Source organism: Glaciibacter superstes DSM 21135, assembly GCF_000421145.1.
GTDB lineage: Bacteria > Actinomycetota > Actinomycetes > Actinomycetales > Microbacteriaceae > Cryobacterium > Cryobacterium superstes.
Map to the genome: position 1 here is coordinate 90,408 of NZ_ATWH01000002.1, position 14,087 is coordinate 104,494.

General features: G+C 63.7%; 16 protein-coding genes and 2 pseudogenes. 12 read left to right on the top strand and 6 right to left on the bottom strand.

All coding sequences use genetic code 11. The features are described from left to right. The first annotated feature begins 90 nt into the window (after positions 1–90). Positions 91–714: a TetR/AcrR family transcriptional regulator gene (locus tag K323_RS0102580; RefSeq protein WP_026851139.1), complete on the top strand. Its 624-nt coding sequence runs from the start codon at positions 91–93 to the stop codon at positions 712–714. A gap of 105 nt (positions 715–819) precedes the next feature. Here the strand turns inward: K323_RS0102580 and K323_RS0102585 are convergent, their stop codons facing one another. Then, on the bottom strand, positions 820–1,278 hold the full coding sequence (locus tag K323_RS0102585; protein ID WP_022883726.1) for an HhH-GDP family DNA glycosylase: 459 nt from the start codon (positions 1,276–1,278) through the stop codon (positions 820–822). Between the two features lie 132 nt (positions 1,279–1,410). Between K323_RS0102585 and K323_RS0102590 the strand changes: the two genes are divergently transcribed. The 4 genes from K323_RS0102590 (at position 1,411) to K323_RS0102610 (ending at position 4,000) form a co-directional block, all read left to right on the top strand. Beyond that, positions 1,411–2,157: an SDR family oxidoreductase gene (locus K323_RS0102590; protein WP_022883727.1), complete on the top strand. Its 747-nt coding sequence runs from the start codon at positions 1,411–1,413 to the stop codon at positions 2,155–2,157. Positions 2,158–2,365: 208 nt separating this feature from the next. Continuing rightward, positions 2,366–2,731 carry a low temperature requirement protein A gene (locus K323_RS0102600; RefSeq protein WP_245570906.1) on the top strand — a complete coding sequence of 122 codons (366 nt, stop codon included), beginning with the start codon at positions 2,366–2,368 and terminating at the stop codon, positions 2,729–2,731. A 3-nt stretch (positions 2,732–2,734) separates the two neighbouring features. Then, entirely contained in the window at positions 2,735–3,424 is a 690-nt protein-coding gene (locus K323_RS0102605) for an endonuclease/exonuclease/phosphatase family protein (RefSeq protein WP_022883730.1), read from the top strand. A gap of 321 nt (positions 3,425–3,745) precedes the next feature. Beyond that, positions 3,746–4,000, top strand: a complete 255-nt coding sequence (locus K323_RS0102610) for a hexameric tyrosine-coordinated heme protein (protein ID WP_022883731.1) — start codon at positions 3,746–3,748, stop codon at positions 3,998–4,000. 204 nt (positions 4,001–4,204) lie between these two features. Here the strand turns inward: K323_RS0102610 and K323_RS30630 are convergent, their stop codons facing one another. Next, positions 4,205–4,339, bottom strand: a complete 135-nt coding sequence (locus K323_RS30630) for a hypothetical protein (RefSeq protein WP_022883732.1) — start codon at positions 4,337–4,339, stop codon at positions 4,205–4,207. Between K323_RS30630 and K323_RS0102620 the strand changes: the two genes are divergently transcribed. Further along, complete coding sequence (locus tag K323_RS0102620; RefSeq protein ID WP_022883733.1) at positions 4,338–4,688, top strand: metallopeptidase family protein; 351 nt, start codon at positions 4,338–4,340, stop codon at positions 4,686–4,688. The two genes, K323_RS30630 and K323_RS0102620, sit on opposite strands and share 2 nt — an antisense overlap. Before the next feature lie 96 nt (positions 4,689–4,784). Next, positions 4,785–5,366 (top strand): NADPH-dependent FMN reductase, encoded by a 582-nt coding sequence (locus K323_RS0102625; protein WP_022883734.1) that lies wholly within the window; start codon positions 4,785–4,787, stop codon positions 5,364–5,366. Positions 5,367–5,503: 137 nt separating this feature from the next. On the opposite strand, the pseudogene K323_RS23895 reads toward K323_RS0102625, so the two are convergent. Beyond that, positions 5,504–6,157, bottom strand: a pseudogene (locus K323_RS23895) (DUF4389 domain-containing protein); the annotation flags it as partial. Positions 6,158–6,387: 230 nt separating this feature from the next. Beyond that, entirely contained in the window at positions 6,388–7,407 is a 1,020-nt protein-coding gene (locus K323_RS23900; RefSeq protein WP_022883736.1) for an NAD(P)-dependent alcohol dehydrogenase, read from the bottom strand. 131 nt (positions 7,408–7,538) lie between these two features. Between K323_RS23900 and K323_RS0102640 the strand changes: the two genes are divergently transcribed. The 3 genes and pseudogenes from K323_RS0102640 (at position 7,539) to K323_RS28355 (ending at position 10,041) form a co-directional block, all read left to right on the top strand. Beyond that, a complete protein-coding gene (locus K323_RS0102640; protein ID WP_022883737.1) occupies positions 7,539–8,213 on the top strand; it encodes a DUF2306 domain-containing protein in 675 nt (224 codons plus the stop codon). A 20-nt stretch (positions 8,214–8,233) separates the two neighbouring features. Further along, on the top strand, positions 8,234–9,382 hold the full coding sequence (locus tag K323_RS0102645) for a sensor histidine kinase (RefSeq protein ID WP_026851142.1): 1,149 nt from the start codon (positions 8,234–8,236) through the stop codon (positions 9,380–9,382). Continuing rightward, positions 9,379–10,041, top strand: a pseudogene (locus K323_RS28355) (response regulator). Before K323_RS0102645 ends, K323_RS28355 begins: the two are co-directional and overlap by 4 nt. Before the next feature lie 27 nt (positions 10,042–10,068). Here K323_RS28355 and K323_RS0102655 read toward each other — a convergent pair. Together K323_RS0102655 and K323_RS0102660 are read right to left on the bottom strand one after the other, a co-directional pair. After that, positions 10,069–10,986: an NAD(P)-dependent alcohol dehydrogenase gene (locus tag K323_RS0102655; protein WP_022883739.1), complete on the bottom strand. Its 918-nt coding sequence runs from the start codon at positions 10,984–10,986 to the stop codon at positions 10,069–10,071. A gap of 270 nt (positions 10,987–11,256) precedes the next feature. After that, positions 11,257–11,805: a TetR/AcrR family transcriptional regulator gene (locus tag K323_RS0102660; protein ID WP_022883740.1), complete on the bottom strand. Its 549-nt coding sequence runs from the start codon at positions 11,803–11,805 to the stop codon at positions 11,257–11,259. Between the two features lie 75 nt (positions 11,806–11,880). Here K323_RS0102660 and K323_RS0102665 point away from each other — a divergent pair, with 75 nt between their 5' ends. Both K323_RS0102665 and K323_RS0102670 read left to right on the top strand, forming a co-directional pair. Further along, a complete protein-coding gene (locus K323_RS0102665) occupies positions 11,881–12,288 on the top strand; it encodes a hypothetical protein (RefSeq protein WP_022883741.1) in 408 nt (135 codons plus the stop codon). Positions 12,289–12,368: 80 nt separating this feature from the next. Next, complete coding sequence (locus tag K323_RS0102670) at positions 12,369–14,060, top strand: MFS transporter (protein ID WP_022883742.1); 1,692 nt, start codon at positions 12,369–12,371, stop codon at positions 14,058–14,060. The last annotated feature ends 27 nt before the right edge of the window (positions 14,061–14,087 follow it).

Below are 14,087 nucleotides of genomic sequence, written 5' to 3' on the forward strand. Positions count from 1 at the left end.
AGATGTAATTTTGGACTAGTTCGTCCGCTTGTTGAGTGAACACCATTGGAAAGTGGGTTGTCAAGCCCAGTTTTTTGCTAGAGTCACGACATGGAGAAAAGCGTGGGCTCTCAGCGGCCACAGAGGCTGACAGACCGGGGACAGGCGACACGCGCTCACATCGTGAAGAACGCGGCCGACCTGATCTACGCGAACGGCGTGCACGCAACGAACAACGAATTTCTCCGCAATGCCGCTGGTGTGAGCGGGTCCCAGCTCACCCATTACTTTCCGAATAAGGAAAGCCTGATCCTCGGGGTCATCGACTGGCAGGCTGACAGCGTCCTCGGGTTCCATCGTGATGATCGGTTTGCCGGCTTCGACAGCATCGACGCCTTTCAGGACTGGGCCGACTTCTACATCCTCTCCGGTCGCCCATTTGAAGACGGCTGCGGCATTGGCTCCCTCGCGAGCGAGATCATCAAGACTGATCTCGACATTCACGACCACCTCGCGCTCGTCTTCGAGCAGTGGCGAGACATCTTCCGCGACGGGCTTGAGCGAATGCAGCAGCTCGGTCGCATCGACGCGTCAGTCGACCCGGTGAGGCTGGCCCATATGTTCATCGCCGCCTACCAAGGCGGCATGCTTCTCGCCCAGATCGCTCGCGACATCGCACCGCTACGGGATGCGCTCTATGCCGCCGTCGACCACCTGCGAACGTTCGCCGAATGATCCACTGATGCCCGCTGCTCTGGGCCATCTGGCCGACAAAGGCTCAACCCCGAATCTGAGGTTCTTTCCCTTCATGACGCCATCGATGGCTGCTGACGCGGCGGATCAGTGCGACGTGCGCTCCGCGGCGGCAAGGTGGTGCTCCCATACGTGGCCCCAGAGGTACGCCGTGGCGTAGGAGCGGTACGGATGCCACGGCATGCTCCGCTGCTCTGCGTCCTTCGGCGTGATCAGGCCGTCCCGTCGATCGAGCGCGGTGAGTGCCTCGCGCAACGTCTGCTCGTCGGTCGAGATGACGCGCTCGGCAGTGATGGTGCCGCCGAGTTGTGCGACCAATCGATGGTAGATCGCCAGACTGGATGCTCTGCTGAGCTGTCGCGAGGTGACGGCGAACGAAATCCATTCGAGCGGACCGCTCGCGGTGACGGGCAGGTGTGCGTCGTCGGCATCGATCGGCCCGACCGATTGCACCCACCGGGCGAGGGCGTCATTGAGTGAGCTCAAGTGCTCAGCAGCTGATATCTGTTCCTCGGTCGCACTACTCCCGGCGCGCGTCACGGTCACGCCACCAGCATTTCAAATCAGGACGAAATAGTCCAGTAGACTCGACACTCTGGACAGGCCAACCAGACCGATTGCAGCGGCACGTTGCCGTGGGACTGTTCAGCCCAGCCAAAAGCGAAGATGGAGATTGTGATGACGGCACGTACGGCCCTGATTACGGGTGGCACCAGCGGAATCGGGATGGCAACCGCACGGACCTTGCACGATCGCGGGTACCGCGTTGCTGTCACCGGACAGCGTCCCGAAAGCGTCGCTCGAGCGCGGGAAGAGCTGCCCGACGACGTCCTTGTGTTGCAATCCGACGTACGGTCGCTGGCTGCCATCGACGAACTCGTGTCCGAAGTCGGAGAACAGTTCGGAAGCCTGACCACACTGTTCCTCAACGCTGGCGTCAACCGTCCGATGACGCTGGAGACCTGGGACGAGGCCGGTTACGACGAGGTGTTCGCCGCCAACACCAAAGGGGTGTTCTTCACCCTCGTTAAGGCCCTGCCGCTGCTGTCCGACGGCGCTTCGGTCATTGTGACCGTGGGAATCGGGGCAACGCGTGCCCTCACTGGCAGCAGCGTCGCGGCCGGATCCCACGGTGCGATGCTGTCCATGATCCCGACACTGGCCCTCGAACTCGCACCACGCCGGATCCGCATCAACGCAGTCAGCCCAGGCATGACCGACACACCAATGACCAGATCCTCGATCAGGACGTCAACCGATGACGTCGCAGGAAACCTGATGGCGATGGCCGAACAGAATCCCTTCGGCCGCCTTGCCACACCGGAAGACATCGCTGGGACCGTCGCCTTCCTGGCCTCGGGCGATGCAGCCTACATAACCGGGCAAGAGATTCTCGTGTCCGGTGGCGCGGGGTTGGCCATCTGACCGAAGCACGTCACAGGTGTGGCGATGCAGCGCCGCAAGACATTGTCGAGCGGCTTGCGCATATCATGATCGGCACACCGGCAACGGTCGCCAGCCACGATACGACGACGCAGGGTGTGGCCGAGCAGGATCCGGAAGTCCAGATGGCCATTGAATCGGGAGATCCACCGAATCCCGAATCCCGACGGGTTTGATGGAGGAAGACAACATGAGCGCGATGCCGTTGCAAATACGATCAGTTGCGCGTCTTGTGCCAATGCGTCCGCGCGATCCCGATCAGCCGACTCGTGCGGCCATGCCGCTCGGGCTGTTCTTCGATCTGGTCTTCGTTGTCGCGGTCGGACAGGCGGCGGTGCAATTACACCACGCCTTGGTCGAAGACCATGTGTTGGACGGACTCACCTCCTTCTTGGTGGCGTTCTTCCGCATCTGGTGGGCATGGATGAACTTCACCTGGTACGGGGAGACTGGAAGCACGAACCTTGGATGGGCAATTGGCGAAAGCGGACAGACTGATGTTGGCTCCGACACGAACTCATGCAGCCGTTCTCTGTGCGCGACCGCGAGGCCGTGATCCATGAAGATCGTGAGCTTGAATCTGCGTGGGTTCTTCGATTGGGAAGAGCGGTTGCCGCGCATTCTGCGATACCTCAAACGCGAGCAGCCGGAGCTGGTCCTGTTGCAGGAGGTTGTCTACCTGCCGGAGGTGTCGCCATTCACCCAACTCGACCTGTTGAATCAGGCTGCGGGTTTTCCGCATCGGCACTCGTCCATCAGCCGGCTGCAGCGCGGTGAGAACCTCGGTCCATACCGAGAGGGCCTCGGCGTTCTGAGTCGCTTCCCGGTGACGGGGGCAGAGACTTTGGTACTCCTGCACGAGGAGGATGACCCGCACAATCGGCTCGTGCAGTTCTTCGATATCTCAGACGGTGCTGTCTGGAAGTTCGCGAACGTGCATTTGTCCGTGCGTGATGAGTACGCGCTGCACCATCTGGAAGAGGTGCTCGGGATCCTGAAGTCCCGAGGTGAGAAGAGAATCATCGGCGGCGACTTCAACATGAATCACCTCGAGCGACATGCGAATCTGTGGCGCGATGACTACGTCCTCACTACGGAGATCGAGCACTACGTTTCGTTTGCCCGTTCCCGCCAGGCCAACGACTACTTCCTTGTTCCTAAAGAGTATGAGTTGGGATCGATAAAACTCTCGGAGGACGGTCTGTCGGATCACCGGGCGCTTGCCGTCGACGTGCTGTCGATCGGCTAACACTCCGGGGTCGGCTCCGCGGCCCATCCGATTTTCCTCCAGCCAGGCGTCGACCCCAGTTCGCGTGATGGCCGAAGCTCGCCCTGCGGCGTAGTGTGGCGAACGAGAGCACCGTCTCCCGCCCCGCGATCCGGATCCTCCTGACCCTCAGCGTGGGGCGACGGCATGGCCACGAGACTGCGTGCCCGCGCCGGGCGCAATCCGAGCTGCGTCCCGCGCGACGCCGAGGGGTCAGATCATGCGGCCATCGAGGATCGCTGCCCGCCGGACCAAACGGTCCAGGCTCCCGCCTAGCAACACCCAAGAAGAAAGAGGAAGACAATGAACAGAGTGCCCGATGAGGGACTGGTGTGGGTTCCGGGCGGAACGCTCATTACTGCCACCCCAGAGGAGGGTCGCGCGCTGGCGGCCATGATGGCTAGGCACAGCGTCCACAATATTCAGCCCGACCTCGACATCCTGGTGGCGGGGCGGCCGATCTATTCGGCCAACCCCGACAGCCTGATCGCTGCGTCACAGGTCATCGCCATCGAATTCCAGACAGTCGCTGCAGCGAACAATTACTGGCGTGGATGAACGTGTCTTAGTCGTCCAGGCGGCCGTGTACAAAGCGAAACGCTCCGGGCTTCTCCGGAGCGTTTCGTCGATTGCTGCGCCCATGGGACTCAACGTCGAGCATCTCGCAAGGAATACTGTCCATCAAGTTCGCAAGTTCGCAAGTTCGCAAGTACGCAAGTACGCGAGCACGGCGAGAACGCGACGATGGCCGCTATCGCTGGGCTACAGCCCGAGGTTCGCAAAGATGTTGCCGACCGGGCTGGTCAGCAGCAGCGTTCCCTCGAACGCCTCAATGCGGCGACGGATGCCCGCGATGCCGCCGCCCGCTTCGTGATGCCGGTGGCAGGATGGCATCATGGTCGAGATTTCAGATGAGGATTTCGAGAAGATGGTTACCGAAGCGTACGACGCGATACCCGACACGATGTTGGGCGAACTCGAGAACGAGGCGATCCTGGTGTCGAATCAACCTCCCGGCGAGCGTCCGCGGCTTTTTGGACTCTACAGTGGTCATCCGCTGACCAAGCGTGGGATGTACGGCTTCGGGGAGCTGCCAGACCGCATCACGTTGTACAAGAACAACATGCAGGAGCACAGCAACGATCTCGACCAGTTGCGCACCAGGGTGCGCATCACTCTCGTGCACGAGATCGGACACTATTTCGGCCTTGACGACAAGCGGCTGCAGGAATTGGGCTGGGCATAAAAACAACACGGAATACTTGCGTTCGCATGCATGTTGGGCGTGGGGTGGGACCGCACTGGTCTCTCGTACCCATCCTGAAGGGCAGCACGTACAGCTATGGCAAGAATCGGCATCATCATCGGAAGCACTCGCCCTGGACGCAACGGAGAGGCAGTGGCCCAATGGGTATTTGAGAGAGCCCAGCAGCGGACCAGTGCGGAGTATGAGCTCATCGACCTCGCGGACTTCGCTCTTCCTCACCTGGACGAAGCGCTCCCGGCGGCAATGGGACAGTACGCCCACGACCACACCAAGAATTGGGCCCAGACCATCGCACGTTTCGACGGCTACATCCTGGTGACCCCCGAGTACAACCACTCCACCTCTGGCGCTCTGAAGAACGCCATCGACTTCCTGGGAAACGAGTGGCACAACAAGGTCGCCGGTTTCGTCGGATATGGCGTCTATGGAGGGGTGCGGGCAATCGAGCACCTGCGCTTGGTGTTCTCCCAGCTCCAGGTGGCGACCGTCAGCGCAGCGGCAACTTTCAATCTGATGACGGACTTCGAGAACATGAGCACGTTCCGGCCGGCCGCGTATCACGAGGCCTCCGTCGCTGCGCTCTTCGACCAGGTCGAGTCGTGGTCAGAGGCGCTCAGCGACGTTCGTGACAGCGGAGAGGAACAGGCCGCGGCCTAAAACGACGGCGGGGTGTCGGTCGCGCCGATGGCGGACACCCCACCTGGCGTGCGTTCGAGATCATTGAAGTCTCCCAAGCACGCGCTCGTCTGTTCACGCCACCGCCGGGGCTCCCGGCGCCCAGGGCGCGAGCACGGTCAATGGATTTCTTCTGGGTGGAGGCTGTGCGAGGGTTCGAGTGGACCCTGGTCGAGTCGGAACGGCGGGTAGTCGTCGCGCAACAGCGAGGTGTAGGCGTAGACCCGGTAAATCCACCGGTGGATGCCCATGACCAGGTCGAACAGCCCCCGGTTGTACGCGCCGGTGAAGAGCAGTCCGAGCGCGGCGATGAACACCAGCAGCCCGACGAGTCCGCCAACGCCCGGTCCGTCCGAGAAGAACCAGAACAGGCCGGCCAGGATCCCGACGATGATCAGGTGCGGGAGGGCGAGCAGCCAGGACTTGACCAGCACCTTCCAGCGGGACAACCGGTCGGGGTAGGCGACGTCGAACGTGGCAGGAAAGTCGGTGCGGGTCAGCGTGAACGGCGGGTACTTGTCGGTGGCCAGCACTCCCGTAGCGTAGAAGACGACGCGCCAGTTCCAGCGGAGCACGCCGACGACGAACTCGAACAGGGCCACCGGGTAGCGGCCGGTGAACAGGATCATCACGCCGGATGCCAGCGCAACGACCGGAAACGCAGCCCAGAGGAATGCCAACACAATGTAGTGCGGGATGGCGAGCAGCCACTTCACCAGCCACATGCCGCGGGACAGCGCCGGGTCGAGCCGGCCTTCGAGCTGCGTCGGGTAGCCCTCCTGCGCGAGCGGGGTGGAGCGGATGCTCCGGCCGAGGCCGACAGCGCCGACCAGGATGAGGGTGACGCTCGCCGCGAGTGCGGCAAATCCCCACCAGGCAAGGTCGAGATCATTCCAGAGGTGATTCGCCCCCGCGGTCGCGAGCACGCCGGTGATGAGCGCCGCCATGTGCAGCCCACTCATTTTCAGGCGCTGCGGTTGTGCTGTCTCGGTGGTTGTCATGGTTAGAGTCCTTGGTTTCGTGGGGTGGTTGGGGTGGTGAGGCGCAACACGACGTTGCCCCTCTTGCGGCCGGTGTCAACGTAGCGATGCGCTTCGACGATGTCGGCGAGGTCGTAAGTGCGGTCGATGACCGCCCGGTAGCGGCCGGATTCCGCGAGGCTGACGAGGTATGCGAGGTCGTCAGCGCTGTGCTTGCCCTGGTCGGAGGTGACGAGTTTTCCGGACCGGCGGCTCTGCCCTCGGCTTCGCAGCATCCCCTGGAGGTCTGCGATGACCAGGAGGAGTGCTCCCCCCGGGTTGAGGGATTCTGCGACCCTCTCGAAGGGGGCATTGCCGACGCATTCGACGATCACGTCGTACCGGTCGCTCCCGGTTGTGAAGTCCTGCTTCGTGTAATCGATTACCTCGTCGGCGCCGAGCGAGGTGACCAGTTCGGTGTTCGCCCCGCTGGTCACTGCTGTGACGTGGCCGCCGAGCTGCTTCGCGAGTTGAATGGCGGCGGTGCCGACAGCGCCAGACGCCCCGTTGACGAGAACTGTGGTGCCCGGCCGGATGGTGACCTTCTTGAAGAAGCCGTGGGCGGTGATACCGCCGAAGACGAAGGTCACGGACTGCTCGAACGACAGGTTGCGGGGCTTCGCGGTGATGGCGCCGTCCTGCGGGATACAGGCGTACTCGGCGTGCCCGCCGAATTTGGCGCCGGTCATGGCGATCACCTCATCGCCGGGTGCGAATGCTGTCACGTCTGCGGCGACCGCTTCGACGACCCCTGCGGCATCCATCCCGAGGATGGGACGCTTTGGCCGGAGTACGCCGAGCCCGACGGCGGAGAGCAACCCCAGCCCGCGAGGAATGTCGCGGCTTCTGACCCGATGGTCGGCAACGCTCACTGTGCTCGCGTGCACTCTGATGAGCACTTCGCCGGCCTTGGGGGTGGGCTTCCGGACCTGATCGACCTGGACGACTTCGGGTGCGCCAAACCTGCGGTACACCGCAGCTGTCATGGTGGTGTTTGTTGTCATGACTCGATATTCGCCGTCATGCGGGCGCCGAACATCGGCAGATCGGCCTGAATCAGTTCAGCCGAAAGTACGGCTCAGATCTCGTACTCAGCGCCGATGCCCGGCGCCCGCGCTCAAGACAGCATCGAGACATGACCCAACAGACAACGGCCACCCGCCCGATTGTGAAGAAGCAGCAGCGACGACTGAAGAGCGGATGGCTCGCGATAACCGGCCTCCTGCTGCTCAGTGCACTCCCGGTGGTAGGAGGTGCACTTCGTCTGAACGAGGTGAGCGCCGCTGAAAACACATCGGGCTATGGCTCCGCCGTGCCGATAGTTGCGCATATCGTGGCGATGACGGTGTACTGCCTTCTCGGCGCGTTCCAGTTCTCTCCCGCACTCCGAGTTCGGCGCGGTTGGCACCGTGCCGCCGGCCGCGTGCTGATCCCTGCCGGGTTCATCGCGGCGCTATCGAGCGTCTGGTTGGCGGTCTTCTTCGGTGGCCCCGCTGATGAGTTGTCCCTCGCGATGGTCCGTCTCGTCTTCGCCGTCCCAATGACGGTATTCCTCGTTCTGGGTTCGATTGCGATCAAGCGTCGCGACTTCGCTGCGCATGGAGCATGGATGACCCGTGCCTACGCGATCGCCGTCTCCGGCGGAACCCAGGCGCTCGTCTTCAGCGTGGGGTTCTTCATCGTCGGTGAGGTCGACGCGTTCGGCGAGACCCTGCTTGTTGCCACGGGCTTCGTGATAAACAGTGTGGTGGCCGAGTTGCTCATCCTGCGACGCGGCCGGCCGACACGGGCATCCGCAGCCGCACGCTGATGCGCTCGTATCATGAGGGCATGACCGGTCTGCTGCGCACCGCGTGGAATGCGCCAGGCGCAGCCCCACCACCGCCGCGGCGCGTGTGGCGGGACTGGGCCCTGCTGGCGTTCGTCGTCGTGTTGGCTGTGCTCGAGACCCTGGTCCGCACACAGTTCCCCGAACCGGGCACCCAGCCGCTCACCCAGCCGCTGGTGGCCCTGGCCATCGTGCTTGTGGCGGCACCAACCTTGCTGTGGAGGCGCACCCGGCCGCTGCTGATGCTGGTGATTTCCTTCGGTGTCACCGGTATCGCGACCCTGCTGCTGGGCGACTCCCAGCTCTTCACCAGCGGGTACGCCATCTTCACGCTCTACGCGCTGTTTCGCTGGGGCAACGGTCGTGCGCTGGTGGCCGGGTGCGGCATCGTGGCCACCAACCTGGCGGTGTCCGCGCTGACGGGCACACTTCTGGGCGACCTCATCGGTGGGACCGCGTTCTTCACCATCGTGGTCACCCTCGCCCTCGCCCTGCGCTTCCGGGCCCGTGCCCGCATGCGCGAGCTGGACAGCGCCAAGCTGATGGAGCGCGAGACGCTCGCCCGCGACCTGCACGACACTGTCGCCCACCATGTCTCGGCGATAGCCATCCGCGCCCAGGCCGGGTTGGCCGTGGCCGAGCTGCACCCGGATGCTGCGACGGATGCCCTCCGCGTGATCGAGGCGGAGGCGTCCAAGACTCTGGCCGAGATGCGTTCGATGGTTCGGGTGCTGCGCCAGGGCGACGCACCGGAGCTGGCTCCGGGTCGCACCCTCCCAGACATTTCGGAGTTGGCGAGTGACGAGCAGGGCGGGCCGCGCGTTGTCGTGCAGGTCAGCGGCGACGCTGACAGCATCCCGCGGACCGTGGCCGCTGCCGTCTACCGGCTGGCGCAGGAGTCGGTGACGAACGCGCGCCGCCACGCCCGGGGCGCCTCCATCATCGACGTGGTCGTCGAAGCGGACAAGGGTGGGGTGCGGCTGACAGTGACCAATGACGGCGAGGTGGCAGCGGCGGCTACGCCGGGCTACGGCATCACCGGAATGATGGAGCGCGCCTCACTGCTCGGCGGCACCTGCCAATCTGGGCGTGCGCCCGGCGGCGGGTGGGTCGTGTCCGCGGTGCTCCCTCGGGTCGGATGGACCACATGACGATTCGCGTGCTGATCGCCGACGACCAGGAGCTGGTGCGCACTGGCCTCAGCATGATTCTCGACGCGTAACCCGGCATCGAAGTCGTTGGGGTAGCCGTCGACGGGAACGAAGCCGTTGCGCTTGCCCGCAGTCTGCGCCCCGATGTCTGCCTGTTCGACATCCGTATGCCCGGCATCGACGGAATCGAAGCGACTCGCGCCATCGCCGGGCCCGGTGTTCTGAACCCGATGGCGGTGGTCATCATTACGACTTTCGATCTCGACGAGTACGTCTATTCCGCGCTTCGGGCAGGGGCCAGGGGCTTTCTGCTGAAGGATGCAGGGGCAGCGCTACTGGCTCAGGCGGTGTTTGCCGCTGCCAGCGGAGACGCTCTCATTGCCCCCAATGTGACGGTGCGTCTGCTTGAAGCCTTCGCCAGTTCGGCACCAGCGGCACCGCTCCTTCAACCGATCGAACCGTTGACCGAACGTGAGGAGCAGGTGCTCGTCAAGGTCGCGGTCGGGCTGAGCAACAGCGAGATCGCTAGCGAGCTCTACATCACCGTCAGCACTGTTAAGACCCACATCGCCAGCCTCATGACGAAACTCGACGCTCGCAATCGGGTCGAGATTGCAATCTGGGCGCATCAGACCAACCGGATGCCTGACCAGCCCTAGCTATCGGAGACCGTGGCGCCGCCGCGGCTATGCGGATACCGTCAGTGCCACGTTCCCTCGTTTGCGCCCTGAGTCCACGTACCGGTGGGCGTCGGCGATGTCGTCGATGGAGTAGGTTCCATCCAGGACGGGCTTCAGCCGGCCTTGTTCTACCAAGTCCTTCAGCAGTAGCAGGTCGGCGTGCTCCGGCCCCGAAATGCGGGTGTTGTTGAGGTAGACGCCACGCTGCTTGAGGATTCCCCTGCACAGTGAAGCGCTTGACTTCATCACAGCGTCGTACACCACGTCGTATTCGTCGTGCGTCTGCGTGAATTCCTCCTTCGAGTAGTCGATCACCTTGTCTGCGCCGAGTGATTTCACGAGATCCAGATTCCTCGTGCTGCACACAGCAGTCACCTCCGCGCCGTAGTGTTTGGCTAGCTGGATGGCGTACGTTCCCAGACTTCCCGATGCCCCGTTGATCAGAATCCGCTGGCCTTCGCGGATCCCTGCCTTCTGCAGGTTCTTCAACGCAGTGAGTCCTCCCGCCGGAACGGCGGCCGACTCCTCGTGGGTCACGTTCTCGGGCCTCGGGGCCACCAGGCCCTTCCGGTGTGGTGTTCCCACTCCTGCCGGAAGGCAGCGATACTCAGCGTTCCCACCCAGCCCGAAGCCGGTGAACGCGAACACTTCGTCACCTTCCTTAAAGTTCGTCACAGCGTTGCCGATGGACTCCACGACTCCAGAGACCTCCAGGCCGAGGACCAGATCCTTTTTTGGCGTGAATGCCCCATAGACCAGTCTCACCAGGAACGGATCGGCTCTTCGGATCCGAGTGTCCCCGAAGTGCGCCGTCGTCGCGAAGACTTTGATCAGGACTTCCTTGTCTCCGGGTTCAGGCTTCTCGATCTCTCGGATCTGCAGAACGTCAGGGGATCCGTAACTCGTGCAGACAACGGCCTTCATTCCTTGCCTCCGCTTGTCGCTTCAACTGGGTGGCTCAACCGGGCCGTGCTCCCTCGTCGGTGCCCTGCAACTAGGCTCTCACGCTGCGCGAATTGAGGTTGGCCAGGAACTCTCGCCAGGTACGCTCGCCCTGTTAGAGACGCGGCAATTCACTCGTCGCGTGCCCGCCCGAAATACAGGAAGGTATTCGAAACCAGATCACGCGTTGGTGGCGTAGGTGGATTCCGGAGATGGGTTCGGACATATGTGCCTCTTCCGGGATTTGTCGCGTCAGGCCAGGAGGCAACCCCGCACGGCGACGGCGACGACCGGGCGCACCGGGAACATTGGGTCGACCGTGAGGCGGTGGACGATGAGTCCGCTTCCGAAGGCGAGGAGCGCTCGGGTCGCGGCATCCGGATCTGGCGCACCCAGTCCGATCAGCAGCTCGCGGGTCCATTCGGCGAATCTCGCGCGCTGGGCGCGGAGTGGGGCCTGAATCTCGGGCTCCGACGTCATCTCGAAGAATAGTGCGTATCGCGCTCTGGTTCGCTCTGCGTGGCGACCGGTGAGTTCGTCCAGGACTCCGCAGACCGCATCGATGACCTCGTCGACGGATCCGGTCGGTCTCTCAGCGGCGGCAAGGTCTGCGCGTTCCTGCTCGGCTATCCACTCGATCACGCCGGAGACGAGCGCGGCACGAGTGCGGAAGTGGTTTGACGTCGACCCCTTCGGAAGTGCCGCTTCGGCGTCGACGCGCGCGTGCGTGAGTTCGCGCACTCCACGGGCTCCGACGAGGTGGACGGCGGCGGCGATGGCACGGTCTCGTGTGCTGCTCATGGACACCAACGCTATGCGAAAACAGTCCACTATAAAAGTAGTGACATGGCACTATAAGCGTAGTATTCTGTGGGCATGCCATACATTGTTTTGGCAGCCTGGATCATCCAGTCCGCCGTTGGAGTGAGCCTCTTCATAGGCTGGTTGCGGCACGGCCACCATGGTGCGCCCACGGTGATCACCCATGTAGGATCCGCGATCATCGGACTCGCGCTGTGGATCGGTTTCGTCATCACCGGAGCACTGTTGCCCGCGTGGCTGGCGTTCGCGGTCATCACCGTGGGGAACAGCTTCGGCGATGTCATGTTGGTTCGGCGACACCGCCGGACGGCAGGCGCCACAGCCTCTTACGGATCCGCGATCGGGGCAGTTCTCCGGGGGCGAATGCCACCGCGTGTCTTGTTCCACGCTTGCTTCGCCGGCGTTGTCTACTTTCTGTGCCTGGGGGTGAGCATCGGAGCGACAGTCGCCGCTGCTGACTGAATGCGGCGACGTCCGGCTCGGCGCCGAATGTGGGCTCCTCGGCCGCGAGTCTGGACGGCCGCGCAGCCTAGAATCCCGGTATGGGAGTCGATGGGAGCCGGAGCAGGCTCGGCGAAGCTGCCGCTGCCTTCACGAGCAACGCGCGCAACCCCAACCTCCGTCGGGCCCAGCTCAGCTTCCTCGGCGCCTGGACCGCCGAGTGGGCCTTCACCGTGGCGCTCGGAATCATCGCCTACCGAGATGGAGGGGCGATCGCCCTTGGCCTGGTGGGTCTGCTTCGGATGGTGCCGTCTGCACTACTCGCCCCGCTGCTGTCCCCTATCGCAGACCGCGGACGCCGAGAGAGAGTCCTCATCCTGGTGTCCATTGTGCGTGGCGTCGCGACCGCCGCCGCTGCCGTTGTCGCCGTGGTGGCGGGTCCGCCGATGGTCATCTACGGCCTCGCAATACTGTCGACGATCGCTGCCACCCTCTACCGCCCGGCGCACTCCGCTCTCCTGCCTTCGCTCTGCCGTACCGGGTACGAGCTCGCCAGCGCCAACGTAGTCCGGGGTTTTCTCGACTCCGTAGCCACACTCGTTGGTCCGTTGTTGGCGGCGCTGCTGCTCCAGTTCACCGGTGTGGCCGTTGTGTTTGCGGTCGCAGCGGCCTCCTCTTTCTGGGCTGCTGCCTTGCTGGCGCGGCTCCGGTACGAGGCGCCTCCGCGCCCTCCGGCACCGAGGCACCCCAACCTGTTCAGGGAGGCGGTCGACGGTATTCGGGCGGTGACGCAGAATCGTGACCTGTCGCTCATCCTCGCTCTCGCAGCGGCACAGGCCATCACCCGGGGTGCGCTCACTGTGCTCTCTGTGGTGGTCGCGATCGAGTTGTTGGGCACCGGCGAGCCCGGCGTCGGTGCCTTGATGGCCGCCGTCGGTGTAGGCGCGGTTCTCGGGTCGCTCGCGGCCTCGCTCCTTGTCCGAACCGGTCGACTGGGCGCATGGTTCGCCGTCGGGGTCGGCCTGTGGGGACTGCCGATCACGCTCATCGGCCTCATACCTCAGGAGTCGGCAGCACTGGGCCTGCTGGCATTTGTCGGAGTCGGCAATGCCCTCATCGATGTTGCGGGATTCACGCTGATTGGCAGGATGGCTCCCGACGAAGTCCTGGCACGCGTCTTCGGTGTGCTGGAGGGCTTGGTCACCGTGTTCATCGGGTTCGGGGCCATCGTTGCGTCGTTGATGGTGGAGTGGTTCGGTGTACAGACCGCGCTGGTGACGATCGGGCTGGTATGCCCGGTCCTCGCGGCGGCTGCATGGCGGCGATTGCGAGGCCTCGACCGGTCCGTCGACGACCTCGACCTGGATATCGGGCTGCTTCGGCGGGTGCCCATGTTCCGCACGCTTCCGCTGCCGACCGTCGAGCAACTCGCCCGCGGCCTGGAACCAGTCACTATGGCCGAAGGCCAGGTGGTGTTCACGCAGGGAGACATCGGCGACCGGTACTACTTGATCGAGTCGGGCGAGGTTGACGTGGTGGGCGACGGACGGGTTATCGCGACTCTCGGGCCTGGGGAGGGCTTCGGAGAGATCGCATTGCTCCGCAGTACGCGCCGAACGGCCACCGTGGTGGCCAGGAGCGAGCTGAGGCTGCAGACGCTCGACTCTGACCGGTTCCTCCCCGTCGTCCTCGGGTACACACCAAGCGCTCGACAGGCGGCGGTGGTCGTCGACGACAGGCTCGACCGCTACGAGCCGAAGGATCCCTTCGAGGATCTGCCGGCGACATCGTGAGAGCTTTGAGGGTTGAGTAACCCGGGC